Here is a 25,946-nt window from a genome sequence, read left to right on the forward strand (position 1 = left end):
GGGGGGGTACGGTATTAGATAGTTTAAATAGTGTACTAAATCCAAATGAATTAAAAGCTATTCAAGAAGATGGTGTAATATATATAATAGAAAAACCAAAATATCAAAACTTTGGTAATACTACTGTTTTAGATGAAATATCTGTTTCTAGTTCTAATTATAAAAATGGTTCTGCTAATTCAGGCTACCTAGTAGAAGAAACATCTGGAATCGGTATTTGGAATGAAAGAAAACTACAAGATACTCCTTACTCAATGAGTATAATCTCAAAAGAATTAATCGAAAATGTACAAGCAAAAGATATGAATCAAATCTTTAAGATGAATCCAACTACACAAGAATCTAGTACAAATAATTTTCAATCTGTAATTATTCGAGGTCTTAGCATACAAAATCCCATAGTAAATGGTATTCCATATTCAAGGTGGGTAACTACACTTCCTATGATGCAAGATATAGAAAGAGTGGAAATCATCAGTGGAGCAACTGGATTTTTATATGGTGGAGGAAGAGTTGGAGGAGCAGTAAACTATATCACTAAAAAACCAACAACAAAAGATTTAAGAAATGTAACTATAGGAAGTTATGGAAACGAGTCATATTATGGACATATTGATTTAGGTGGACAGTTTAATCAAGATAATACTTTTGGATATAGAGTAAATGCTTTATATCAAGATGGAGAACTTACTGATACTTCTAAAAAAGAAGAAAAAGCAATAAGTTTAGTATTTGATTGGAAACCAACAGATAACTTTTATACAGATATAAAATACTCTCATAAAGATAGTCTAACAAAAGGTGCAAATCCTTATTTTAATAGTATAGATAATCGCTCAACTATAACTAGTAATAAAGTTTCTAGTCCATATTGGGTAGAAAATCATATAAAATCAAATAAATTTGAAAATAATGTAAACTGGGAGATAAATGACACATTTACATTAAGAACGAATATTTTTTATGAACAAATAAAACTAAAAGGTGGTTCATCTGGTTTTAATTATAAAAATAACAGTGTAGAAATAACTAACAATATTTATGGCGTTGGAGCATGGCAAGAAATTGATAATTATGGAGCAAATATTTATTTAGATTCAAAATTTGATATAAAAGATACAAGTCATATGTTAACTTTAGGATATTCTTTAAATTCGAGTAAAGAATCTATTCATGCTGATAGTTGGGCTTCTTATATATTACCAAACGGTAATTATAGTTTAAGTGATTTTAGAAATTTACCTAAACCTAGCTATTGGACTGATTACCTAGGAAATCCAACAACTCTTGGTACAAAACCACTTAAACCAAGTTCTAAAATTCAATATAAGAATATTTTAATAGGTGATGACATAACTTTTAATGAGCAATGGAGTGCTTTAGTTGGTGTAAACTATGCAACAGCTATAAATAAAAGCTATACTGCAAATACAAAATATGATAAATCAGAATTAACTCCAACATTATCACTTATATATAAACCTTTTGATGATTTAACAACTTATGCAACTTATATAGAGAGTTTAGAAGCTGGGACAATAGTTGGAAGTCGTTATTCAAATGAAAATGAGATATTAGATACATATAAAAGTACACAATATGAAGTTGGAGCAAAATATAGTATGCTAGATGAAAAAGCACTTTTAACAGCATCACTTTTTAGAATAGAAAAAGCAAATAGCTATAATGATAATAGTACAATTGCAACTTTAGGAAAACCAACTTTAACACAAGATGGAGAACAAATCCATCAAGGATTTGAACTTGGATTGACTGGAAAAGTTACAGATAATCTGACACTTATGGTTGGTGGGACTTTTATGGATTTAAGTGTAGAAAAACATAGTAATAAATCTATTGAAGGAAATAAACCTACAAATGCAGCTACAAAAATGGCAAAAATTTTTGCAGAGTATCAAATACCATATATAAATGGATTATCTATAAATGCAGGAGCTTACTATACAGGTAAAAGATATGCAGATGAAGCAAATACTGATATTTTGCCTTCATATACTTTACATGATATAGGGCTTAGATATAAAACAAAACTTGATAAATATCCAACTACTTTTAATATAACTGCACAAAATCTAACAGATAAAGTTTATTGGACTAATGGTGATCAATTAGGTGACCCAAGAGCTGTTGCATTTTCTATGAAAATGGAGTTTTAATAATATTTAAAAATAAAGAGAGTTTTTGCTCTCTTTGTACTTTTAGGTGTGGGTTTCAAAGTATTTATTTAATTTTGAGATTAAAATTTCGATACAAAAAATATACTTTCCTTTTTACTTTGGAACTCATACTTAAGGGTATAAATAAAATCTTACAAATTTATTTTTATGATAGATTTTTAATCTTAGTTAAAAAGAGATATATCACTTGGGTGCTAGTTTAAAAGATTTGGGATTATAAATTAAAAAAGTTAATTTTTTACATATATTTGGATATAATCCTCAACTATGAAAAACAATAATATTATACTTATCGGATTTATGGGTGTTGGAAAAGGCACAGTTGCAAGAGCTTTAGTTAAAGAGTCAAATATGTATTCGATTGATACTGATGATTTAATAGAAAGTATGGAAAATAGAAGAATAAAAAAGATTTTCTCACAAGATGGCGAACCATATTTTAGAAACTTAGAGAAAAAAACTGCTTTATGGCTTGAAAGTAATGTTCAAAACACTATTATATCAACTGGTGGTGGATTTTACAAACAAGAAAATTTACAAAATATAGGTTTGGTAATCTATCTTAAGTCATCATTTGAAGGCATTTTAAAAAGAATAAAAAAAGCTCCAAATGCAAAAAATAAACTAAAAAAAAGACCATTATTAAAAAATAAAAAAGAGGCATTAAAACTTTATAATACTAGAAGTCCAGAGTATGAAAAAGTTGCAAATATTGTGATTGATGTTGAAAATAGAGATTTACAGATAATAGTAAAAGAGATTTTAGGAAAATTAAATGAAAATAATTAATACAAAAGATACAAATTTTAAAAGTGAATTTGAATCAATTTTAGCAAGAGCTAAAAGTGATATAAAAGGTGTTTCAAAAATCGTTTCAAATATTATAGATGAAATTGTAGAAAGTGGAAATGAAGCTTTAAAATCTCACATTGAAAAATTTGATAAATGGACTGTAGCAAAAGATGAAGATTTATTGATTTCTCAAAATGATATGAAAAAAGCTTATGAAAATATAGATGAAAACTTGAGAAACGCTCTACATACTGCTTATGATAGAATTAAAGTTTATCACGAAAAACAACTTCCAAAATCTTGGATTGATTTTGAAGAAAATGGAACAATTTTAGGACAAAAAGTAACTCCTGTTGATAGAGCAGGGCTTTATATTCCAGGTGGAAAAGCTGCATATCCAAGTTCACTTCTTATGAATGCTATTCCTGCATTGGTTGCTGGAGTTAAAGAGATAGTTGTTTGTACTCCTACTCCAAACAATGAAGTTAATGAACTACTTTTAGCTGCATGTCATTTATGTGGAGTTTCAAAGGTTTATAAAGTTGGAGGAGCTAGTGCTATTGCTGCTATGGCTTATGGAACACAAACTATACAAAAAGTTGATGTTATAACTGGACCTGGAAATATCTTTGTAGCTACAGCTAAAAAGTTGGTTTTTGGTGAAGTTAATATCGATATGATTGCAGGACCAAGTGAAATAGGGATTTTAGCAGATGAAAGTGCAAAACCACACTATTTAGCAATTGACCTTTTGTCTCAAGCAGAACACGATGAAATGGCAAGTTCTATTTTAATAACAACTGATGAAGATTTAGCAAATAAAACAAGTATCGAAGTAGAAAATTATCTAGCAAAACTTGAACGAGAAGCAATAGCTAGAAAATCAATAGAAGAAAGAGGAGTTATAATAGTAACTTCTAATATGGAAGAATCAATAGAACTTATGAATGAAATAGCTCCTGAACACTTAGAAGTTATGACAAAAAATCCTTTTGAATTATTGCCATATATCAAACATGCTGGAGCAATATTCTTAGGTGAAAATACTCCTGAACCAATTGGAGATTATATAGCTGGTCCAAATCATACATTGCCAACTGGCGGAACAGCTAAATTTTATAGCCCATTGAATGTAGAAAATTTTATGAAAAAAAGTTCTATAATAAGCTTTTCAAAAAATGCTATAAGTAAATTGGGTGAACCTTGTGCCTTATTGGCTGACACAGAAGGGCTAACTGCTCACGCAAAAAGTGTACGAGTACGATTGGAAGATAAATAATGTCAATATTTAAAGATTGGTTTACAGAAGATGAAGATGATATTTTTATGGGAAGTCCCAAATCAAAATTTTTTGATGTAACAAGAGAAGCTTCAAAAGATATAGTTGAAGATGAGATAGATAAAATTATAGAAAAATTAGCTGTTTTAGAATTGATGAAGATTGATGAAAAAGGCGATGAATTTAATATAAATGAACATATCAAAAAATATATTTTAGAAAATGAAGAACGAGTAAATGGTATGAAAAAAGGTCTTTATATCGAGTTTACTGGAGAAATTATAAGTAGATTGGATAGTTAAAAGTGGAAGTATTAGTTGAAGTAAAAAATCAAATAAAAAAATTTATAGAAGTTTGTTCTTATCCAGAAGCTTTAGAACTACTTGAAAAGTTAGCAACTGGAAAGATGTTAAGAAGTAAACTTATCTTAAAAATAGCTGGAATTAGTGAAGATAGTATAAAGCTTTGTGCTATTGTTGAGATGATACATGCAGCTTCGCTGTTACACGATGATGTTATAGATGAAGCTGATACAAGAAGAGGAAAACCTTCAATTAATGCACTTTATGACAATAAAACATCTATTATGTTTGGAGATATTTTATACTCGCGTGCCTTTACAGAGTTATCTCAAATGGACAAACAAATTGCATATCACGTATCAAATGCTGTAACGGAATTAAGTATTGGTGAAATGATGGATGTTGATTTAACAAACTCTTTTAATACTTCTTATGAAAAATATCTTACTATGATTTATAAAAAAACAGCTTCATTAATAGAAGCAAGTGCGAGAAGTGCTGCACTTTTAGTAGGACTTAATAGTGAAAAATATGCTACTTATGGAAAAAATCTTGGACTTGCTTTTCAAATGATTGATGATATTTTAGACATCACACAAGATAGTAAAACTTTGGGAAAACCTGCAATGCTTGATTTTGTAGAAGGAAAAGTAACTATTCCATATTTGTATTTATATGAAAGAGTTGAAGATAAAGAGTATTTGAAATCATTGTATAAAAAAGAGTTAAATAGTGATGAATTAAATTGGATAAAAGAACAATTTAAAAAAACAAAAGCTTTGGAAGATGCAATAAAAGAAGCAAAACAAATAGGAAATGAAGCTATCAAATCTGTAATTGATGAAGAAAATAGTGAAGATTTAGTTCAAATTATGCGTGATATGATAGAAAGAGAATTTTGATGAGTTATTTAGTAATTAGTTTTTCTCATAAAAATATTGATATACAAATGAGAGAAAAACTAGCTTTTAATAGTGATGAAGATAAAGATAGATTTATAAAACAACTTTTAGAGTTTGAAAATACAAAAGAGGTAGTTTTACTTTCTACTTGTAATAGAGTTGAGATTATTACAAAAAGTACAAATATCAAACAAAGTGCTAAAAATATTATTGAAAAGTTGGCTTTTTATTCAAAATTAGATTTTGAATTTTTATATGATAGAGCAGATATTTATGATAATGATGTAGCAGTTCACCATCTTTTTTCTGTTGCTTCAGCTTTGGATTCTTTAGTAATTGGTGAAACACAAATTGTTGGGCAGCTAAAAGATGCTTATAGATTTTCTCAAATGAAACACTACTGTGAACAAGGTATTTCAAGAGTTATGCACTATGCTTTTAAATGTGCTGCACAAGTACGAACAGCAACAAGTTTGGGTACGGGTTCTGTATCTGTTGCTTCAACAGCAGTTGCAAAAGCAAAAGAATTAGTTGGAAATACAAGTGGTGTCAAAGCTTTAGTTATTGGTGCTGGTGAGATGAGTGAACTTGCAGTAAAACATCTAATAACAGCTGGTTTTAGTGTAACAATAGTAAGTCGAGATACAAAAAAAGCACAGCTTTTAGCTTCAATATTTGAAGTAAATGTTGATGTTGAACCATATAGTAATTTGGAGTTTTTATTAGAAACATATCCAGTTATGATAACAGCAACTTCTGCTCCATATCCAATAATCACTTCTGAAAATGCTCCAAGTTCAGATATCACACGATATTGGTTTGATATTGCAGTTCCTAGAGATATTGATGAAGATATATCTATGTTTGATTTAGAAATTTATAGTGTTGATGATTTACAAGAGATTGTAAATGAAAATATGACACAAAGATCTACACAAGCAAAAGAAGCTTATGCCATTGTTGGGCGTACAACATCAGAATTTTTTGATTGGTTAAAAAGTTTAGAAATAGAACCCGTTATAAAAAATATCTATACAAAAGGGCATAATATTATCGATAAAAAGATGAAAAATGCTATAAAAAAAGGTTATGTCCCCAAAGAATATGAAGATAATATAAGAAAGCTTTGTGAAACTGTTCTTATAGAGTATTTACACGAACCATCAAGACAACTAAAAAGGTTTTCAAAAAATATGGAGTGTGATATTGTAGTAGGTACAATACAAAATATGTTTTGTGAAAATAAAACAAAATCAAATAATATAAAATGTGAACACATATCAAAAAATAAAATAGGATAAAAAATGAGATTTAGTAAACTGTTTATTCCAACAACAAAAGAGACTCCAAATGATGCAACACTTCCATCACATCAATATTTAATTAGAGGTGGATTTGTAGCACAAACAGGTGCTGGAATTTACGATTTTATGCCTTTAGGAAAAATAGTTTTAGAAAAAATTAGAAAAATAGTAAAAGAAGAGATGGATGAAGCTGGAGCAAATGAAGTTCAGTTTGGTTTTGTAACTCCACTTTCTTTATGGCAAGAATCTGGTCGTGCAAATACTATGGGAAATGAACTTTTAAGATTTAAAGATAGAAAAAATTCAGATTTTGTATTAAGTCCTACAAATGAAGAAGCAGTTGTAAATATGGTGAAAAATCGTATCACTTCTTATAAAGATTTACCACTTCACTTATATCAGATAAATACAAAATTTAGAGATGAAGCAAGACCAAGATTTGGATTGATGAGAGGAAGAGAATTTTTGATGAAAGATGGTTACTCTTTTCACTCAAATGAAGATGATTTGGTAAGAGAATTCAATCTTATGGAAGCAACTTACAAAAAAATATATACAAGACTCGGACTTGATTTTAGAGTAGTTGAAGCTGATAGTGGTGCTATTGGTGGAAGTGGCTCTAAAGAGTTTCATGTTCTTGCTAATAGTGGAGAAGATACTATTGTTGTTTGTGATTCTTGTGATTATGGTGCAAATATTGAAGCAGCTAGAAGAAAAGCAAAAACTTATAATTTTGAATTAGCAGAGCTAAAAAAAGTAGAAACTCCAAACTGTAAAACAATAGAAGAAGTTGCAAATTTTTTAAATGTTTCAAAAGAACAAACTGTAAAAGCAGTTATAAAAAAAGCAATTTTTGAAGGAAAAACTGAAATTATAGTTTTCTTTGTAAGAGGAAGTGATGAACTTGAAGAAACAAAAGCTGTAAATAGTATAAATGCTTTAGAGTTAATTGATGCTTCTGAAGATGAGATAAAAGAAGCTGGGCTTGTTGCTGGATATTGTGGATTTTTAAATTTAAATGCAAATTTTGTAGTTGATAATGAATTAAAAAATAATTTTGGACTTGTTTGTGGAGCAAATGATGAAAATCATCACTTTATAAATACAGATTTAAGAAGTTTAGAAAATGTAAAATATTTTGACTTAGTTGCAGTTCAAGAAGGGGATATTTGCTCTTGTTGTGGAGGTAAACTATCATATACAAAAGGTATTGAAGCTGGACATATTTTCCAACTTGGAGATAAATACTCTAAAGCTATGAATGCAAACTTTTTAGATGAAAATGGAAAAGCAAAACCATTTATTATGGGATGTTATGGAGTAGGTGTTTCAAGACTTGTTGCTGCTGTAATTGAACAAAATCATGATGAAAAAGGTTGTATCTGGACAAAAGCTACAACTCCATTTATGGTTGATATTATTGTTTCAAACTCTAAAAAAGAGGAAGAATCAAAAATTGGTGAAGAACTTTATGTAAAACTAAAAGAATCAAAAGTTGAAGTAATACTTGATGATAGAATCAATGCAAGATTTGGATTTAAAATGGGTGATTTTGAACTTTTAGGTTTCCCTTATGCTGTGGTAATAGGTAAAAAACTTGAAGATGGTTTTGTTGAAATAGTAAATAGAAAAACATTAGAAAAAACAGATGTAAAAGTAGATGAAGTTGTTGCTAAAATATTAGAATTAGTTAAATAAAGGTAATTTATGAGTATAGAAAAAGATATTGAAAAAGCTGTTGAACAAAATGTCGATAGTATAACAAAAGATTTAAAATCTTTAATTCCAGATAATATTATTGAGATTGTATCAAGTCATATTTTCTCACTAATTTTGGCTTTGGTTATTTTCTTTGTTGGAAAATGGTTAGTAAATAAAATAGTAAAAATCTTAGGAAAAATGCTAAGAAAAGTAGATGATATAGATGAAACTTTGGTTAAATTCTTAGAAAATATCGTTTACTATGCGTTTATAACAGTAGTTATTTTAGCTGCTTTAAATAAACTAGGAGTTGAAACAACATCATTCTTAGCTATTATTGGAGCTGCTGGACTTGCTATTGGTTTGGCTTTAAAAGACTCTTTAGGAAACTTTGCATCTGGAGTTATGATAGTTTTATTTAAGCCATTTAGAGTTGGAGATAGCGTAATTGCAGGTGGAGTTACTGGAACAGTTACAGAAGTAACTATTTTTAATACAGTGTTTTTAACAGCTGATAATCAAAAAATCATAGTACCAAATAGTTCAATTACAAGTGGAAGTATCACAAATGTAAATGTAAATGATACAAGAAGAATAGATATTGTTGTTGGAATTTCTTATGATGATAGTATCAAACAAGCAAAAGATATTTTGACAGATATTATAAATGAAAACTCAAAAATCTTAAAAGGTAAAGCAATCGGTATTTCTGTATCAGAACTTGCTACAAGTTCGGTAAATTTAACTATAAATGTTTGGGTAAAAACTCCTGATTATGGAAGTGCTAAAGCTGAATTACTAGAAAGTATCAAAACAACATTTGATGAGGCTGGGATAACTATTCCTTACCCAAAACAAGATGTTTATCAATATAACAAAAATTAATCTTCCAAAAATATTAATAAAAATCTTAACTGATTTGCAAAAAATAGGCTCAAAGCCTATTCTTGTAGGTGGTTGTGTAAGAGATAGCTTTTTAAATAAAAAAATCAAAGATTACGATATAGAGATTTTTGATTTAAACGATATAGAAATAATCCAAAAAACTTTAGAAGAATATGCTAGTGTAAAACTTGTAGGAAAATCTTTTGGTGTTTTGACTTGTAAAATAGATGAGTTTGATTTTGACTTCTCATTGCCAAGAATTGAGAAAAAAATAGGAAAATATCATCAAGATTTTGAAGTTCTTACCAATGCAAATTTATCTTTTAAAGAGGCTTCAAAAAGAAGAGATTTTACTATAAATGCAATCGGATATGATTATTTTAAAAATGAGTTTTTAGACCCATATGACGGAATAAAAGACTTGAAAAATAAGAAAATAAAACATATAGATGATAATACTTTTGTTGAAGATAGCTTAAGAGTATATAGAGCTGTTCAGTTTGCTTCAAGATTTGAGTTTGAAATCGATGAAAATACAAAAAAACTTTGTGAAAAAATAGTAAAAAATGGTGAATTAGAATTTTTACCAAAAGAGAGAATTTTTGAAGAGTTAAAAAAAATATTTTTAAAATCAAATAAGCCAAGTATAGGATTAAAACTTTTAAAAGATTTACAAATTTTTGATTTTACAAAGATAAGTAAAAATATAGATAATCTAGCTTTGATTTTGAAAGAAAAAGAATTTGATGATTTTAGAAAGCTATACCTTTTTTATAGTTGTTTGACTAAAGATTTTGATGATAAAACCTTGATAGATTTTTTAAATAGTTTGACAAGTGATAAAAAGTTTAAAAAAGAGATTTTAGCACTGCAAAATATTGTTTTAACAGATAATGAAAAAGATATAAAAAAACTCTCTTTAAGAATAAAAGTTGAAGATTTGATAGTTTTAAATAAAGCTTTTGAAAATGATACAGTTCAAAATGCTGAAAATATAGCTAAAAATCTCAATATTTTAAATACTCCTTTAAAAGCACTGGTAATAGGAAAAAATTTGATAAATCTGGGTTTTAAACCTTCAGAAAAGTTTAAAGATATTTTAGACTTTTCTCTTGATTTACAAATAGAACATAATTTCAATAAATCTCAGATTATAGAAAATATTGTTAAAAAATATAAAAATAATCAAAAATAAAACTTTTAGGACATTTTTTAGCCACTTTTTTTAATTAGAATACATCCTTTGCTACATACTAGTAGTAGTTATTATAATTATATAAAGGAAAGTATATGAGAAAGAGAATGATACCATTATCACTTTACGTGATAATGTCTTTAGGTACAACAATTTTGGCAGAAGAAACAACAGTTCTTGATGAGATTTCTGTAAATGAAAAATTATCTTCTGGAAGTGCTGAAAATGGTTATGTTACAAAAGAGATAAGTGGAGTTGGACTTTGGGATAAAAGAAGTTTACAAGACACACCTTATCAGATGAGTGTAATTTCACAAGATATGATAGAAAATAGTGCAAGTGGAGTTGATCAAATATTTAAAATGAACCCAGTTGTTCAAGTAACAAGTAGTTCAACTTCTGCACATAGTTGGAACACTACAAATATAAACATAAGAGGATTTAGTGCTTCAGGTAATCATATTCTAGATGGTATTCCTTTTTCTTGGGTAGAAGGAATTATGGCTGAAGAGCTTGAAAGAATGGAAATATTGAATGGACTATCAGGATTTTTATATGGTGTTGGTTATGTTGGTGGTTCTACTAATTATGTAACAAAAAGACCAACACAAGAAAGAGTTACAAATCTTACACTTGGAAGTACAGGAAATCAAGCATTTTATGGACATATTGATTTAGGTGGAAAGATAGATGATGATGGAAAATTTACTTATAGATTAAATGCTTTAAAACAAGATGGAGAAACTTCTATAAAAGATCAAAATATAGATAGAGAATTAATTACAGGAGCTTTAGATTGGAGAGTTACAGATAATTTGATTTTATCATTTGATGCTTCTCATAAAAAAACAAGAGTTGATAAATTAACAGCTTCTTTTAGTAGTAATCAATCTATAGGTAATTTAGATCCAAAACAAGGTTATGCACCAGATTGGACATATTCTGATGCTTCTCAAGATAGACTTGGATTTAAGTCTTTATGGCAAATTAATGATAATGTAAAACTACGAACAGGATATATTCATCTTGACCATGAAAATGATATGAATATGCCTTATGTATATGATAACTATGATGGAACATATCGACTTAACTATTATAGAACATGGCCACATACATCAACGACTCAAGGTGCTTATGTTTATACAGATATTGACTTTAATACTTTTGGAATTGAACATACTTTAACTATTGGTGGATCAGGAAATAAAACTAAAAGCAAAAGTATAGATGGTGCTTGGGAATGGGTTAAAGTTGGAGATTTTACTTTAAATCAATTAAATAGTGCATTGGAACCAATTTATAAAGGAAGCTCAAATAACAAAAGATATGTATCAGGACGTAATGAAAAAACAAATCTTATGATAGGTGATGATATTAGATTTAATGACCAATGGAGTGCTTTAGTTGGATTTAATTATGCAAAAGTTGAAGAAAAAAATTATAATCTAAGTGGAGATAGAACTGGTGGTTATGATGCAGATGAAGTAACTCCTAGTTTATCTTTAATTTTTAAACCATTTGAAGATTTAACAACTTATGCTACATATATGGAATCTTTGGAAAATGGATTAAAAGTTGAGTGTGCAAATTGCAGTAATAATGGTGAAGTTCTTGACCCTTATGTAAGTAAACAATATGAAGTTGGAGCAAAATACGCAGTTTCTGAAAACTTACTTTTAAGTTCAGCTTTATTTAGAATAGAAAAAGCAAATAGATATGATAAAAAACTTCCAAATGGAATGGATGAAGTAACGCAAGATGGTTTAGAAATTCATGAAGGTTTAGAATTAACAGCAACTGGAAGATTAACTGATAACTTAACAGTTGTTGGTGGTGGAACAATTATGAATTTAGAGATTGATAAGGCTGCAGTTAATGAAGGTAAAGAACCTACAGATACAGCTTCTAAAATGGCAAAATTATATGCAGAATACAATATACCATTTGTAAAAGGATTAACTGTAACTGGAGGAGCATACTATACAGGAAAATCATATAGGGATGGAGTAAATACAGATGTTATACCTTCTTATACAATTTATGATGCAGGTTTGAGATATAAAACTAAAATTGATAAATTTCCAACAACACTTATAGTTAATGCTACAAATTTAACAAATAAAAAATATTGGAGAACATCTACATCTTTTGGTGAACCAACGAATATTGCATTTTCTATGAAGATGGAGTTTTGATTTTTTGGGAATTGGACTTCTTTCCAATTATTAAAGGGCTGGGACTAGAGTCCCAGTTCCAAAATAACTTCATTTCCATAATATTTTTAAGCATGGGTTCTAAAGTATTTATTTAATTTTGAGATTAAAATTTCGATACAAAGAATACACTTTCCTTTTTACTTTGGAACTCATACTTAAGGGTATAAATTGTATATAAAAATAAAACTTTTTATGGTCTATACACTCTATTTTGACTTCCATTTGCTATATGAAAAATAGTAACTCCATATTTCTTTGAGTAGTATTTTAGAAGTAAATGTTGCAATGTTGGCTCAATTGATGGAGTAAACCAAGCATTATTTGAAATCATAATCATATATCTTGTATCACCTAAATTTTCATAAATTGTGTCGGTTGTTCCTTCATAGCAAATAGCATTTCTATATTTTTCACCTAAAATATTGAAATCAGTTGGTTTATCTGCTTGTGTATAATCTTCTGCTCCGTTATAAAAAATATCATTTATCAAATCAACAAAAAGCTTAGGAAGTGGGATTTTTTCTCCAAATGGTACAAGCACTACTTTTTGGGCAATTTGAACTTGTTCTTTACTATAATGATATGAAGCATTATAAATTTTGTTATCTTCTACATATAAAGCACCAGTTATAATATCTATCTCTTTTGATAATTCTAAAAGCATATTATTTATTTCTGGATAACGATTTAGAGCTACTGTAAAAGCTGTTTCTGGAAGAACAACTAAATCATATTTTTGTTCAATTGCTTCAAATATTTGATGAAAATTTTCTTTAATTAAACTATCAAAATGCTCTTTTTGCCATTTTAAATTTTGATCTACATTCATTTGAGGCATAAATATTTTTGCTTTTGTTGTATCTATAAATTCTCCATTTCCAAAGTTTAAAGTAAATAAAAGAGGAACTATTGCCAAAGCTTTTGCTCTTTTTAATTTAATAACAAAATACATAGCTAAAAGAATTAAAGCAAAAGATAGTTTTGTAGTAGATATGTATGAATCTACAAATAATAATTCAAGTTTTAACCAATTAAAACCAAAAGGAGATATAAATAAAAATGCAAAAATCATCAATATTCTAAATGATAACTTATCAATAAATGCAAATAAGAGAAAAATTATTCCAAAAACAAGACCTATACCTAACAGTAATAATGGAGCAATATAAGCTATTCCATAGTATTGAAGTGAAATTGCCATCCAATAACACCAAAAGATTCCTGTAAAAAATCCAGCATAAAAAAGAGCTTTTTTAGGAATTGTGAGTAAGAAATATATTCCAGCAAGACCTAAAATAGTATTTATTATCTTTATTTCTATTTCAAAATGTGATAAATATATAAATGTACTTAATAAAATTCCAGTAATGAAGCCTTTTATTATATAGATTTTGTTAAAATATTCAGTTTTTAATAAAAACATAATTTACTCTTAAATAAAAGGAAATTCCATGCAAGGTGATTTATTAACTTCATTGTTACCCTTAGTTGCATTATTTGCAATATTCTACTTTTTAATAATTAGACCACAACAAAAACAAGCAAAAGCTCACAAAGAGATGATTGCTAATCTTAAAAAAGGTGATAAGATTGTAACAAATGGTGGCTTAATGGTAGAAGTTGTGAAAGTAGAAGAGACATACTTTTTAGTAAAAAATAGTGATGGATCTGAAATGAAACTTGTAAAAGAGTTCGCTGCTAGACTTTTAGAAAACAACTAAATCAAATTTAAGATATGTTTAGCATATCTTAAATAGCCTTCATAAAGGAAATTATATTGAAAATTTTTAATTTTAAACTAACAATTTTTTTAATAACTGTTATATTTGGTGTTATTTTTGCAATACCATCTTTATTCCAAACTAACTATGGAAAAAAGATTAATTTAGGTTTGGATTTGCAAGGTGGATTGCATATGCTTTTAGGTGTAAATACACATGAAGCTGTATCTTCTAAAATAAAATCAATTGCAACTGCTGTGAAATATTTTAGTGATGATGAAGAGTTGCTAATCGATGGATTAACAATTCTTGAAGATAGTATCTTTTTTTCAGTTTTAGATAAAGATGAAATGCCTAAAATGGATAAAATGCTTCAAGAAATAAGTGGTTTAGATGTATCTAAAAAAGATTTAGATTATACTATTAAACTAACACAAGAAGAAGTTATAAAAACAAAAGATTACTCTGTAGCACAAGCTGTTGAAACTATACGAAATAGACTTGACCAATTTGGACTATCAGAGCCAACTGTTTTAAGACAAGGTGAGTCTGATATTGTTGTTCAATTACCTGGAATTAAAACTGCTGAAGATGAAAAAGCTGCAAGAGATTTAATATCAAAACCAGCTAATTTGGAACTTATGGCTGTTGATGAGGATAGAATGGAACAAGTATATAATATGACAAGTTCACAAGCAGCTGCTTATGGGAACTTAATACTTGAAGATACAAATGATCCAAATAGAAAATATTTGGTAAAAGAGATACCAATTTTAGATGGAAGTCAAATAGTCGATGCACAAGTTGGATTTAGTCAATCAAATCAACCAATAATCAATTTTACTCTAAACTCTGCTGGTGCTAGAATTTTTGGAGATTTTACAGCAAAAAGTGTAGGAAAAAGATTAGCTATTGTTCTTGATGGAAAAGTTTATTCAGCACCAAATATCAATGAAAGAATTGGTGGTGGAAGTGGACAAATAAGTGGTGGATTTACTGTTGTTGAAGCAGGAAATGTTGCTATTGCTTTAAGAAGTGGAGCATTACTTGCTAGTGTTACACTATTGGAAAAAAGAAGTGTTGGACCATCTTTAGGAGCTGATAGTATTCAAGCTTCAATGATTGCTCTTGTCTCTGGAACAGTTTTAATATTTTTCTTTATGTTGATTTATTATAGACGAGCAGGATTTATAGCTAATATTGCACTTATTTCAAATATTTTCATTCTTTTAGCAGTAATTGCTTTATTTGGTGCAACTTTAACTCTTCCTGGAATGGCAGGTATTATTTTAACGATTGGTATGGCAATTGATTCAAATGTTATTATAAACGAAAGAATAAGAGAAGTTTTAAGATCTGGTGCTAGTGCTGCAAAAGCAATAGAAGACGGATATTCAAATGCTTTAAGAGCTATTATTGATGCAAATGTTACAACACTTTTAGTTGCAATAGTATTATATGCGTATGGAAGTGGTGCTATAAAAGGATTTGCAGTTACTATTTCTATTGGAGTATTAACATCAATGCTAACAGCAATTATAGGAACTCATGGGATTTATCAAGCGATATTACCAAAAATTACAAAAGATAAAGATAATAAAAAATGGTTTGGAGTTAAATAATGGAAATTTTTAATAATGATAAAACCTATGATTTCATGGGTAAAAAAGTACCTTTTTTAGCAATATCAGGAATTTTAATTGTTGCTTCAATTGTTTTATTATTAACAAGAGGTTTAAATTATGGAATTGATTTTGTTGGTGGAACAGTTGTACAAGTAAAGTATGAACAAGAAGCACCAATAGATAAAATAAGGGAAGTACTAAAAGGGACTTCTTATGAAAACTCTACTGTTACAGAATTTGGTACAAAAGAAGAAGTAACTATACGTTTTACAGGTAGTTCTAGTGATATTACAAATGATGTTAGTGATGTGATGAATAAAATTTTAGTTCCAACTGGAGATTTTGAGATTAGAAAAATCGATATGGTTGGAGCAAAAGTTGGAGCAGAACTTAGAACAAAAGGAGTTATGGCATTAACTATGGCTTTATTAGCGATGCTTATTTACATTGCTATAAGATTTGAGTGGAGATTTGCTGTTGCTTCTATTATTGGATTAATTCACGATGTTATAATAACTTTAGGACTTATTAGTCTATTTAAAATAGATGTAAATCTTGATATGATAGCCGCTATTTTAACATTGGTTGGATATACAATAAATGATACGATAGTTGTAAATGATAGAATTAGAGAAACTTTACAAACAACAAAAGAACAAAATTTAGATTTATTAATCAATGATTCTGTAAGTAGAACTTTATCAAGAACAGTTTTAACATCATTCTCAACTTTATTCGTTGTTGTTACAATGCTTATTTTTGGTGGAGAAATCATTTATGCGTTTTCATTTACATTATTTGTTGGAATTATAATTGGAACTTATTCTTCAATTTTCATAGTATCACCATTTATTAAATTTTTAGGATTTAATACAGATGCTTATAGAAGCAAAGAAGCACAAAAAGAAGCAAATAAAAAAGAGAAAGCAAAACTAAGAGCTATGTACGAGCAAGGAAGAGTATAAGAATGAAAGAAATGAGTATTTTTAAAGTTTTAGTTCCTATTATTTTATTAATATTAGTTTTAATTGGGATTATTTTATATAACATATTAAAAAGTCCAAAACAAGAAGATATAACAAAACCAGATAAAGAGCCATCTTCTATTCAAGATAGAAGAGATGCTTTAAAAGGTATGTTTAACTAATAGAGTCTTTCTTTAAAAGCAAAAAGATGAAATATGCACCTAATAAATTTATAGGTGCATATACAAACTGATAAACCCAGTTATCTATGAAAAGATAGATAAAAGAATTCAATAAAAATAAAAAAATCAAAAACTTAAGTGAATAATTTATATATGGTTTTAAAATATTCATTTTTACTATATCTAATTTTAATAAAACTATTAGTAGAAAAAATAGATTAAATAGTAAAGATATAAATGAAAGTACGAAATTTTTAGCTATTACTACATTGTAACTTTGAGTTAAAATAGCAATAGCTAAAACAGAAATTGAACCATATTTAGCAAATTTATCTAGCTCTAAAAACTTTTTTAAGCAACATTTCTTTTTAGTGTTTTCCCAAAGGGTTCTGAATTTTTTATCTTTCATCACTCTTTCATTCTATTAAAAATATCTTCTAAGTTTTGATCATCTTCACTAATAGCATCTCCATTTGTACGAAGTTCAAATAAAACAATTCTTTTATCTGCTAATGTACTAGTTTTGTTACTTCCAAATCCACTTGAGTATAATCTTGATGGATCAATATTGTGTTTAATTAATTCTCTGATTACATTATTTGCTCTTGCAGTTGAAAGATCTAAAGCATCTTTATATCTAGAGCTTCTAACTTCACTATCTTCAGCGTAACCTTTCACATTTATCTCTGTATCACTTGGCATAGCTTGTATTAATTCAGCTAATTTACTTAAAAAATCATTTGCAAAAATAGACGTTATTTCAGCTTTCCCAACTTCAAAAGTTAGATGTGCTGGAACACTCATTAAAGAGCCATCTGGGAGTTCTATTAAATTTGCTCCCTTATTTTTATTTTGCTCTAGTTGTTCTTTATTTTCTAAAGTGTGAACAATTACTTTTCTTCCTTCATCTGGTTGTTCAGAAGGATCATCAGTCATAGATTTTTCAGTATTATCTTGTTCTTTTAACGTATCAGCTGTAGAGAAGTTATATATTTTGACAAATTCTTCTTTTAATGCTTTTTGTTTTTCAACATTTGCCGATGCTAAAGCATATAATGCAATAAATAGGGCTAAAAGAAGACTTAAAAAATCTGCATAAGGAACAGCCCATTTTTCTCCAGCTGGGCATTCACATTTACTCTTTTTTTTAGCCATTTAAAACCTTATAGTGGCATAGGAGTAATCATTTTAGTGAGTCTTAATTTAAGCTCACCTGGTGCATCACCTCTTGCCATACCTTTACAAGCTGCTAGAATAAGTTGTTGTTCTTTTACAACAAGATGTCCTTTTGCTTTTAGTTTTGCTCCCCATGGACCTAAAAAAATATATGATCCAGCAATCCCCATAACTGTAGCAGTAAAAGCTCCTGCAATACCTGCTGCCATTGCTGCTGGATTATCAAGTTGTTGTAATGCTAAAATAAGTCCAAAAACAGCCCCTACAAGTCCAATAGTAGGTGCTGTCTCTCCTGCATGCATCCAAAAATGCGAAGCTCCATGGTAATAGTGTTCGGTTTCTTCTATTACAGGCTCTAGTTGTTCTTCAATTTGTTCTTCTTTTGAACCATCTATAACCATACTTAATGCTTCTTTTAGGAAAGCATGTTCGATAGCTTGAACATCTTTTTCCAAGGCAAGAACTCCTTGTTTTTTTACAGTAATTGCATATTCAACAAGTTCATCTATCCTAGCTTCATAATTTACTGGAGATTTTTTAAATACTCCTTTTAGCTCTTTAAAAGCTGCTTTAATTAAGTGTGATTCAGTTGCTGTTACAGAAGCTAAAATTGCAGTTGGAATAACGATTATAAATGATGCAATATGAAGAACTCCTGCAGGATTACCACCCTCTAAAATAACTCCTACAGAAATAGAGGTTAAAGCTCCTATTAGTCCTATTAATACAGATAAATCCATTTATTTTCCTAAAAAAAAATTGTATTTACTATATCTAAAAAATATTAAATATTAGCTGTAGAACTTTATTCAGAAATATAAACTCAAGTATTAAAATAAGTTTTTTATCAATTTTTGGATAATATAACCGCTTAATTTAAATAATTTAAAGGAAAAAAATGGATTGGGGTAAGGTAACCTATATTTTCTTAACTTTAATGTCATTAACAACAACGGCTGGATTTTTATATGATCCATCTACAATAGCGTTATTTATTGCTGCTGGTGTTAATATTATTTCTACAATTTTAAAAATCGGTGTAAAAAATCTATTAGCGGCTGAATTATTGGCTAGTTCTTTAGTTGCTGATTTACACTTAATACCAGCATTTTTAGTAATGGTTATGACTGGAAATATGAAGCTAGTATTTGCTTTAGCAATAGGTGCTGTTATTGCAAATATTGTTTCAATGGCACTTTCATTGATAGAAAGTGCAAAAAATCAAGATAAGGATGATTATTAATGGAGTATATTTCAAAGAATATTGAAAATAAATGGCAAAAATTTTGGGATGAAAATAACTCTTTTGAACCAAGTGAAGATTTAACAAAAGATAAAAAATATATTTTAAGTATGTTTCCATATCCTAGCGGAAGAATACATATGGGACATGTTAGAAATTACTGTATAGGTGATGCTTTTGCTAGACATTTTAGAAAAAATAATTTTAATGTACTTCATCCAATAGGTTGGGATAGTTTTGGTATGCCAGCTGAAAATGCAGCGATAAAAAATAAACTTCATCCAAAAAAATGGACTTATGAAAATATTGATTATATGCGACAAGAATTAAGATCTTTGGGATTGTCTTTTAGCAAAAATCAAGAGTTTGCAACAAGTGATGAACTTTACACTAAATGGGAACAAGAGTTTATTATAAAAATGTATGAAGCTGGAACTATATATAGAAAATCAGCAACTGTAAATTGGTGTCCTCATGATCAAACAGTTTTAGCAAATGAGCAACTTGAAGATGGATGCTGTTGGAGATGTGGAACTGAGGTTGTTCAAAAAGAGATGCCAGGATATTATGTAGGAATCACAAAATATGCTCAAACTTTACTTGATGATTTAAAACTTTTAGAGAATAATTGGCCATCACAAGTTTTAACAATGCAAGAGAACTGGATAGGAAGAAGTGAAGGTTTAGAATTTAAATTTGATTTAACAAAAGAGTCAAGAGCAAAAATAGAAAGAGCATTTACAAAATATTTTGTATTCACAACAAGACCAGATACTATTTATGGAGTTACATATTCTGCTTTAGCTCCTGAACATCCAATAGTAAAATATATAGTTGAAAAAAATCTTTTACCAGAGAAAAAAATTAAAGCTATAAAAGAGATGCAAAAAATACAAGAAAGAGATAGAGCAGTTTTAGAAAAAGAAGGAATAGATTTAGAAATAGAGGCTGTTCATCCTTTAACTGGTCAAACTATTCCTATTTGGGTAGCCAATTTTGTATTGAGTTCTTATGGAGAAGGTGCTGTTATGGCAGTTCCAGCTCATGATCAAAGAGATTTTGAATTTGCTTTAAAATATAAACTGCCTATGAAACAAGTAATTGTAGGAAAAGATGGATTTATAGAAAAACCAACAGAAGCTTTTGTAGATGAAGGTACATTGATTGATAGTGAAAGTTTTTCTGGATTATCAAATAGTGATGCTAAACAAGCTATTATTTATCATTTTGAACAGAACTCTTTAGGAATAAAAAAAGTAAATTATAAATTAAGAGATTGGGGTGTTTCAAGACAAAGATATTGGGGAGCTCCAATTCCATTTGTACATTGTCCAACTTGTGGTTTAGTTCCTGAAAAAATAGAAAATCTTCCTATTTCTTTGCCAGAAGATGTAGAGATTACAGGTGAGGGAAATCCACTTGATAAGCATCCAACTTGGAAACACTGTTCTTGTCCTAAATGTGGAGAAAATGCTTTAAGAGAAACTGATACTTTAGATACTTTTGTACAATCATCTTGGTATTTTTTAAGATATGCAACAAACTATAAAAAATGGCAAAAAGAAGGAATATCAAAAGAAGATAGTAACTATTGGATGGATGTGGATCAGTATATCGGTGGAATTGAACATGCCATTTTACACCTTTTATATGCAAGATTTTTTACAAAAGTTTTAAGAGATTTGGGATATACAAATTCAACAGAGCCATTTAATAGACTTCTAACTCAAGGAATGGTTTTAAAAGATGGTGCAAAAATGTCAAAATCAAAAGGAAATGTTGTAGATCCTGATATGATAATTGAAAAATATGGAGCAGATACAGCAAGATTATTTATACTTTTTGCAGCACCACCAACTAAAGAGTTAGAATGGAATGATAGTGCAGTTGAAGGTGCATATAAATTTATAAAAAGATTTTATGAAAGATCAAATAATGTAACAAAATCTGGAGTTGAAGGTATATTTAAAATAGATCATTCAATTTTAAGTAAAGAAGAGAAAGAAGCTAGAAAAAAAGTTTATGATGCACTTGTAAAATCAAATGAAGTTTTAAATAAAACTTATGCTTTTAATACTTTAATAGCATCTTGTATGGAAGCTTTAAATGCTCTTCAAACACAAAAAAATGAGCTTATTTGGGCAGAAGCATATTATATTTTAACAAATATTTTAGAACCAGTTATCCCTCATACTTGTTGGGAAATATCAAATGAATTATTTTCACTTAAAAACTTTGAAAAAAGTTTGGAAGTAAAAGAAGAAGTATTTGAAAAAGATAGCATAATTTTAGCTGTAACTGTAAATGGAAAGAAAAGATGTGAAATTGAAGTAAGTCCAACTACAACTAAAGAAGATATACTTATTTTAGCAAAACAGCAAGCTTCAAAATGGATAGGTGAAGCTGAAATTTTAAAAGAGATTGTTGTTCCAAATAAATTAGTAAATATTGTAATCAAGGCTTAATATGAAATTTTTTAAAGTATCTATTTTTGCTATTTTTATATCTATTTTTTTAATTTCTTGTGGGTATAGACCTTCAACATATTATGCAAAACAAGAGTTAGGAAAAGATATTTTTGTAAGATTAGATGTTAGCTTATCAGATCCTAGAAACTCTGTTTTAATAAAAGATGCAGTTACAAAGATTTTGGTACAAAAAGTTGGTTCAAATCTTGTAAATAGTGATATTGAAGCCGATGTTATAATGGATTTAAAAATAAATTCTGTTAGCTTTTCAACTTTACAATATGATGCAGATGGATACAATAAATTGTATAAAGCAAGAGTTGTAATAGGAGTAAAATATCTAAATAAAGCAACACAAAAAGTAAAATCCTTTAGTGTTGATGGAGAATATGATTTCGCAGTTGATAAAGGTGCAACTATCAACGATTCTCATAGATATGAAGCTATTACAAAAGCTAGTGATCAAGCTGTAACTGAAATTTTATCAAGAATTGCAGTTGCATCTTTTAATTAAAAGAATATGAATTTAAAAAGTATAAATTTAGATGAGTTTTTGAAATATAAAACTATGTACTATGATAAAATTGATTTTAGTTTTGTAGTAAAAGCATGGACTATTTTACAAACTAAAATCAAACTTCCTTTTGTTATTCATATTGTTGGAACAAATGGAAAAGGAAGCACTGGAAGATTTTTATCTCATTATCTACACAAAAAAAAGTATAAAACTTTACATTATAGTTCACCACATATTCTAAAATTTAATGAAAGAATTTGGATAAATGGCTTTGATGTAAGTGATGAAGAACTAGAAATTGCACATAAATTTTTACAAAATATATATGATATTAAACTATTAGAAAAACTTACATATTTTGAATATACGACTCTTTTGGCTTTGTATTTATCGAATAATTTTGATTATTTAGTTTTAGAAGCTGGACTTGGTGGAGAATTTGATGCTACAAATGTAGTTAAAAATGATATATCTTTAATTACTACAATAGGATTAGATCATATATCTTTTTTAGGTGATAGCATAGAAAAGATTGCTACTACAAAAATGCGTTCAGTTGATAATAAAATGTTAATAGGTTATCAAGTGTTTGATGAAGTTTATGAAACTGCACGAAAAGTAAAAGAGCAAATTTTAAAACAAAGAGATATAAATATTGAAATTTTAAAAGTTACTGATTTTGATAAATACTCATTAAATCCTAAATTTGCTACTTATTTGAGAAGAAATTTACATTTAGTTATAGCTTGTTTAGATGAACTTAACATTTCAGTTGATTTAAAACTTTTTGATGATACACCACTTTTTGGAAGATGTCAAAAAATAGAAAACAACGTAACAATAGATGTAGGACATAATCCTCTAGCTGCTTTAGTTTTGCTTGAAGAATTTAAAAATAAAAAAGTAAATTTGATATATAACTCTTATGCTGATAAAGATTATAAAGAAGTTTTGAGTATATTAAAACCTATTATAAAAACAATCTCAATTTTAGATTTAGATGATAAAAGAGTAGTACAAAAAGATGAACTTTTAAAAGTTATTGATGAATTAGAAATAAAACAAAGTCCTAAATATGAACTCAAAGATAATGAAGAATATCTAGTATTTGGTTCTTTCTTGGTTGTTGAAAAATTTTTAAAGAATTTTTATGATAAAAACTCTTGAACAAAAACTTGAAGATTTATATTTACAAAAATCAAAACTTGAAAATGAGATTTTACTTTTAGAAAGTCAAATAAAAGAGCAAGCAACAACTATTAAAAAGAGTTTATCAAAAGATGAAAAAATAGAGCTTTTTAAAGAGTTATTTATAGCTAGAAGTGATATTTATGCAAAAAAATGGATAAGTCGTGATGGAAAAAAAGAGGGATTCTTTCCTGTAACTGCAACTTATCAAGGTGAAGATTATTTGCCTTTAACAAATAAAGAGATAGAAGAGCATTTAAGAGGAAATATTTTTTTAGCAACATATACAATTGACAATAAAAATGTGTCGAAGTTTGTTGTTTTTGAACTAAATAGTGAAGATGTTTTTAAACTTCAAAGAGTTTTAAATGAGCTAAATATAAAGGCATATTACTCTTTAAGTTCTTATAACTCTTTATTTGCTTGGATATTTTTTGATGAAGCCTTATCTTCTAAAATAGCTTATAATTTTGCTTTATTCTTACAAAAAAAAGCAAATATTAGTGCAAAAATATACCCAAACAAAGAGTTTGCTACAAAAGAGAGTTTGGGTTTTAGTTTAGAGTTACCACTTCAACTAAAATTTAGAGATAAAAACAGAACAGTTTTTATGGATATTGTTACAAATAAGATTTATGAAGATCAATGGTTCGTTTTATCAAATATAAAAAAAGTTTCAAAAAATATTGTTTATAATTTTGCTCAAACTCCAAATTTAAAAAATATAGAAAAGGATTTAAAAAATATTGAACTACCAATCAATAGTTTTGAAATAGTTCTTAATAATAGCATAGCAATCCCAACTTTTAATCTATCAAAGTCATTTATATCAAAATTAAAATCTTTTGCAACTTTTGAAAATCCACAAATAAAACTTCTTTTGTCTTTGCGAAAACCATTATACAATACTCCAAAATATATAAAAAGTTATGATGAAGATGAGAAATATTTATATCTTCCAAGAGGATTAAAAGATAAAATATTTGATTTTTGTAACTCTTTTGGAGTTAAATTTACTATAAAAGATGAAAGAATTTTTGAAAAAATAACTACAAAAGAAGTTCTTTTTAATCTTCGTCCAGAACAAGATGAAGCCATAAAAGAGATAAATAGAAAAGATTATTCTATTTGTGTTGCTCCACCTGGATTTGGTAAAACTTTAATAGGAGCAAAGATTTTTGAAAAAAGAGCTTGTAAAACTTTGATAATAGTAAATAAAAATATGCTACTTGACCAGTGGATTAGCCGTTTTGTAGAGTATTTTGGATATACAAAAAAAGATATAGGATATCTTGGAAAAGGGCAAAATAAATTAAATGGTACTTTGGATATAGCAACTATGCAAAGTTTGAATAATACACCAGATGTTATAAAAAATTACTCTTTTGTAATTGTTGATGAGTGCCATCATATCCCTGCACTTACTTTTGAGCAAGTTGTAAAAAGCTTTAGTGGAAAGTTTATTTTAGGACTTAGTGCTACACCAAATAGAAAAGATGAGTTAGAACCTATTTTATATCAGCAATTGGGTGAGATATCTTATGAATATAAAAAGAAAAAATCTAATACAAATAAACTTTTAGTGGTAAGGACTGATTTTGTAAGCAATGCCGATAACTATACAACAATAGTAAATGAGCTATGTTTAGATGAAAATCGTAATAAACAAATAGTTGAAGCTATAAAACAAAACTTACATAGAAAAATATTGCTTTTAACAGATAGAATAGAGCATATAAATATTTTAGAAACAATGTTAAAAGATGTAAATATAGAGTTTGTATCAATTCATGGAAGTCAAAATAAGAAAGAACAAGTTGAAAATATGCAAAAGATTAAAAAAAGTTCTTTGATACTTGCAACTACTTCATATTTTGGTGAAGGTATAGATTTCCCTCATTTAAATACTATTTTATTTGCTACTCCTATTTCGTATCACGGAAGGTTGATACAGTATTTAGGAAGAATTGGAAGAGGAAATCAAGAGTGTTTAGCAATAGACTTCCTTGATTCAAAAAATGCTATGCTAAACTCAAGCTATAAAAAAAGAGTCGAAGGCTATAAACAGATGTACTATAAGTAAT

Annotated in this window: 23 protein-coding genes; 19 read left to right on the forward strand and 4 right to left on the reverse strand. The window is 28.1% G+C overall.

Going from position 1 to position 25,946, the window contains the following annotated elements:
* The 10 genes from CRU91_RS10320 to CRU91_RS10365 form a co-directional block, all read left to right on the forward strand.
* Positions 1 to 2,177: TonB-dependent siderophore receptor (locus CRU91_RS10320; RefSeq protein ID WP_146951613.1), on the forward strand; the 2,177-nt coding region annotated here is incomplete at its 5' end.
* A 288-nt stretch (positions 2,178 to 2,465) separates the two neighbouring features.
* Positions 2,466 to 2,987: a shikimate kinase gene (locus tag CRU91_RS10325; RefSeq protein WP_113895146.1), complete on the forward strand. Its 522-nt coding sequence runs from the start codon at positions 2,466 to 2,468 to the stop codon at positions 2,985 to 2,987.
* Positions 2,974 to 4,269, forward strand: a complete 1,296-nt coding sequence (gene hisD, locus CRU91_RS10330; protein WP_113895147.1) for a histidinol dehydrogenase — start codon at positions 2,974 to 2,976, stop codon at positions 4,267 to 4,269. The genes CRU91_RS10325 and hisD overlap by 14 nt, the downstream gene beginning before the upstream one ends.
* On the forward strand, positions 4,269 to 4,571 hold the full coding sequence (locus CRU91_RS10335) for a DUF2018 family protein (protein ID WP_113895148.1): 303 nt from the start codon (positions 4,269 to 4,271) through the stop codon (positions 4,569 to 4,571). The genes hisD and CRU91_RS10335 overlap by 1 nt, the downstream gene beginning before the upstream one ends.
* A gap of 2 nt (positions 4,572 to 4,573) precedes the next feature.
* A complete protein-coding gene (locus tag CRU91_RS10340) occupies positions 4,574 to 5,473 on the forward strand; it encodes a polyprenyl synthetase family protein (protein ID WP_113895149.1) in 900 nt (299 codons plus the stop codon).
* On the forward strand, positions 5,473 to 6,774 hold the full coding sequence (gene hemA / locus CRU91_RS10345; protein ID WP_113895150.1) for a glutamyl-tRNA reductase: 1,302 nt from the start codon (positions 5,473 to 5,475) through the stop codon (positions 6,772 to 6,774). Before CRU91_RS10340 ends, hemA begins: the two co-directional genes overlap by 1 nt.
* Before the next feature lie 3 nt (positions 6,775 to 6,777).
* Positions 6,778 to 8,475 carry a proline--tRNA ligase gene (locus CRU91_RS10350; RefSeq protein WP_113895151.1) on the forward strand — a complete coding sequence of 566 codons (1,698 nt, stop codon included), beginning with the start codon at positions 6,778 to 6,780 and terminating at the stop codon, positions 8,473 to 8,475.
* 9 nt (positions 8,476 to 8,484) lie between these two features.
* Positions 8,485 to 9,363, forward strand: coding sequence for a mechanosensitive ion channel family protein (locus tag CRU91_RS10355; protein ID WP_113895152.1), 879 nt, complete (start codon positions 8,485 to 8,487; stop codon positions 9,361 to 9,363).
* Positions 9,338 to 10,558 (forward strand): CCA tRNA nucleotidyltransferase, encoded by a 1,221-nt coding sequence (locus CRU91_RS10360; protein WP_113895153.1) that lies wholly within the window; start codon positions 9,338 to 9,340, stop codon positions 10,556 to 10,558. Before CRU91_RS10355 ends, CRU91_RS10360 begins: the two co-directional genes overlap by 26 nt.
* A 95-nt stretch (positions 10,559 to 10,653) precedes the next feature.
* The gene (locus CRU91_RS10365) at positions 10,654 to 12,756 is read left to right on the forward strand and encodes a TonB-dependent siderophore receptor (RefSeq protein ID WP_222718457.1); all 2,103 of its coding nucleotides are present in this window, start codon (positions 10,654 to 10,656) and stop codon (positions 12,754 to 12,756) included.
* Positions 12,757 to 12,967: 211 nt separating this feature from the next.
* Here the strand turns inward: CRU91_RS10365 and CRU91_RS10370 are convergent, their stop codons facing one another.
* Positions 12,968 to 14,200, reverse strand: coding sequence for an apolipoprotein N-acyltransferase (locus CRU91_RS10370; protein WP_113895154.1), 1,233 nt, complete (start codon positions 14,198 to 14,200; stop codon positions 12,968 to 12,970).
* A 28-nt stretch (positions 14,201 to 14,228) separates the two neighbouring features.
* Between CRU91_RS10370 and yajC the strand changes: the two genes are divergently transcribed.
* The 4 genes from yajC to CRU91_RS10390 are packed head-to-tail and all read left to right on the forward strand — an operon-like array spanning position 14,229 to position 17,270.
* Positions 14,229 to 14,498: a preprotein translocase subunit YajC gene (yajC, locus tag CRU91_RS10375; protein ID WP_113895155.1), complete on the forward strand. Its 270-nt coding sequence runs from the start codon at positions 14,229 to 14,231 to the stop codon at positions 14,496 to 14,498.
* Positions 14,499 to 14,554: 56 nt separating this feature from the next.
* Positions 14,555 to 16,120: a protein translocase subunit SecD gene (gene secD, locus CRU91_RS10380; RefSeq protein WP_113895156.1), complete on the forward strand. Its 1,566-nt coding sequence runs from the start codon at positions 14,555 to 14,557 to the stop codon at positions 16,118 to 16,120.
* Positions 16,120 to 17,088: a protein translocase subunit SecF gene (gene secF / locus CRU91_RS10385; protein ID WP_113895157.1), complete on the forward strand. Its 969-nt coding sequence runs from the start codon at positions 16,120 to 16,122 to the stop codon at positions 17,086 to 17,088. The genes secD and secF overlap by 1 nt, the downstream gene beginning before the upstream one ends.
* 2 nt (positions 17,089 to 17,090) lie before the next feature.
* A complete protein-coding gene (locus CRU91_RS10390) occupies positions 17,091 to 17,270 on the forward strand; it encodes a hypothetical protein (protein WP_113895158.1) in 180 nt (59 codons plus the stop codon).
* Here CRU91_RS10390 and CRU91_RS10395 read toward each other — a convergent pair.
* From CRU91_RS10395 to motA, 3 genes are read right to left on the reverse strand one after another with little or no spacing between them, the layout of a single operon-like run.
* Positions 17,263 to 17,679, reverse strand: coding sequence for a hypothetical protein (locus CRU91_RS10395; RefSeq protein ID WP_113895159.1), 417 nt, complete (start codon positions 17,677 to 17,679; stop codon positions 17,263 to 17,265). The genes CRU91_RS10390 and CRU91_RS10395 overlap by 8 nt on opposite strands.
* Entirely contained in the window at positions 17,679 to 18,425 is a 747-nt protein-coding gene (motB, locus tag CRU91_RS10400) for a flagellar motor protein MotB (protein ID WP_113895160.1), read from the reverse strand. Before motB ends, CRU91_RS10395 begins: the two co-directional genes overlap by 1 nt.
* Before the next feature lie 8 nt (positions 18,426 to 18,433).
* Positions 18,434 to 19,186, reverse strand: coding sequence for a flagellar motor stator protein MotA (gene motA, locus CRU91_RS10405; protein ID WP_113895161.1), 753 nt, complete (start codon positions 19,184 to 19,186; stop codon positions 18,434 to 18,436).
* Positions 19,187 to 19,344: 158 nt separating this feature from the next.
* Between motA and CRU91_RS10410 the strand changes: the two genes are divergently transcribed.
* From CRU91_RS10410 to CRU91_RS10430, 5 genes are read left to right on the forward strand one after another with little or no spacing between them, the layout of a single operon-like run.
* On the forward strand, positions 19,345 to 19,689 hold the full coding sequence (locus CRU91_RS10410) for a DUF6394 family protein (protein WP_113895162.1): 345 nt from the start codon (positions 19,345 to 19,347) through the stop codon (positions 19,687 to 19,689).
* Entirely contained in the window at positions 19,689 to 22,154 is a 2,466-nt protein-coding gene (gene leuS, locus CRU91_RS10415; RefSeq protein WP_113895163.1) for a leucine--tRNA ligase, read from the forward strand. The genes CRU91_RS10410 and leuS overlap by 1 nt, the downstream gene beginning before the upstream one ends.
* Position 22,155: 1 nt before the next feature.
* Positions 22,156 to 22,671: an LPS assembly lipoprotein LptE gene (lptE, locus tag CRU91_RS10420; protein WP_113895164.1), complete on the forward strand. Its 516-nt coding sequence runs from the start codon at positions 22,156 to 22,158 to the stop codon at positions 22,669 to 22,671.
* Between the two features lie 6 nt (positions 22,672 to 22,677).
* Positions 22,678 to 23,841 carry a Mur ligase family protein gene (locus CRU91_RS10425; protein WP_113895165.1) on the forward strand — a complete coding sequence of 388 codons (1,164 nt, stop codon included), beginning with the start codon at positions 22,678 to 22,680 and terminating at the stop codon, positions 23,839 to 23,841.
* On the forward strand, positions 23,825 to 25,945 hold the full coding sequence (locus CRU91_RS10430; protein ID WP_235826998.1) for a DEAD/DEAH box helicase: 2,121 nt from the start codon (positions 23,825 to 23,827) through the stop codon (positions 25,943 to 25,945). Before CRU91_RS10425 ends, CRU91_RS10430 begins: the two co-directional genes overlap by 17 nt.
* Position 25,946: the final 1 nt, after the last annotated feature.

The sequence above is a fragment of the Aliarcobacter vitoriensis genome, assembly GCF_003316695.1.
Classification (GTDB): Bacteria; Campylobacterota; Campylobacteria; order Campylobacterales; family Arcobacteraceae; genus Aliarcobacter; species Aliarcobacter vitoriensis.

Bases quoted from the DNA above. Each gene is read 5' to 3' on its own strand.
- CRU91_RS10325 (WP_113895146.1), top strand. From the start codon at position 2,466: ATGAAAAACAATAATATTATACTTATCGGATTTATGGGTGTTGGAAAA.
- hisD (WP_113895147.1), top strand. From the start codon at position 2,974: ATGAAAATAATTAATACAAAAGATACAAATTTTAAAAGTGAATTTGAA.
- CRU91_RS10335 (WP_113895148.1), top strand. From the start codon at position 4,269: ATGTCAATATTTAAAGATTGGTTTACAGAAGATGAAGATGATATTTTT.
- hemA (WP_113895150.1), top strand. From the start codon at position 5,473: ATGAGTTATTTAGTAATTAGTTTTTCTCATAAAAATATTGATATACAA.
- CRU91_RS10350 (WP_113895151.1), top strand. From the start codon at position 6,778: ATGAGATTTAGTAAACTGTTTATTCCAACAACAAAAGAGACTCCAAAT.
- CRU91_RS10355 (WP_113895152.1), top strand. From the start codon at position 8,485: ATGAGTATAGAAAAAGATATTGAAAAAGCTGTTGAACAAAATGTCGAT.
- CRU91_RS10360 (WP_113895153.1), top strand. From the start codon at position 9,338: ATGTTTATCAATATAACAAAAATTAATCTTCCAAAAATATTAATAAAA.
- CRU91_RS10365 (WP_222718457.1), top strand. From the start codon at position 10,654: ATGAGAAAGAGAATGATACCATTATCACTTTACGTGATAATGTCTTTA.
- CRU91_RS10370 (WP_113895154.1), bottom strand. From the start codon at position 14,200: ATGTTTTTATTAAAAACTGAATATTTTAACAAAATCTATATAATAAAA.
- yajC (WP_113895155.1), top strand. From the start codon at position 14,229: ATGCAAGGTGATTTATTAACTTCATTGTTACCCTTAGTTGCATTATTT.
- secF (WP_113895157.1), top strand. From the start codon at position 16,120: ATGGAAATTTTTAATAATGATAAAACCTATGATTTCATGGGTAAAAAA.
- CRU91_RS10390 (WP_113895158.1), top strand. From the start codon at position 17,091: ATGAAAGAAATGAGTATTTTTAAAGTTTTAGTTCCTATTATTTTATTA.
- CRU91_RS10395 (WP_113895159.1), bottom strand. From the start codon at position 17,679: ATGAAAGATAAAAAATTCAGAACCCTTTGGGAAAACACTAAAAAGAAA.
- motB (WP_113895160.1), bottom strand. From the start codon at position 18,425: ATGGCTAAAAAAAAGAGTAAATGTGAATGCCCAGCTGGAGAAAAATGG.
- motA (WP_113895161.1), bottom strand. From the start codon at position 19,186: ATGGATTTATCTGTATTAATAGGACTAATAGGAGCTTTAACCTCTATT.
- CRU91_RS10410 (WP_113895162.1), top strand. From the start codon at position 19,345: ATGGATTGGGGTAAGGTAACCTATATTTTCTTAACTTTAATGTCATTA.
- leuS (WP_113895163.1), top strand. From the start codon at position 19,689: ATGGAGTATATTTCAAAGAATATTGAAAATAAATGGCAAAAATTTTGG.
- lptE (WP_113895164.1), top strand. From the start codon at position 22,156: ATGAAATTTTTTAAAGTATCTATTTTTGCTATTTTTATATCTATTTTT.
- CRU91_RS10425 (WP_113895165.1), top strand. From the start codon at position 22,678: ATGAATTTAAAAAGTATAAATTTAGATGAGTTTTTGAAATATAAAACT.
- CRU91_RS10430 (WP_235826998.1), top strand. From the start codon at position 23,825: ATGATAAAAACTCTTGAACAAAAACTTGAAGATTTATATTTACAAAAA.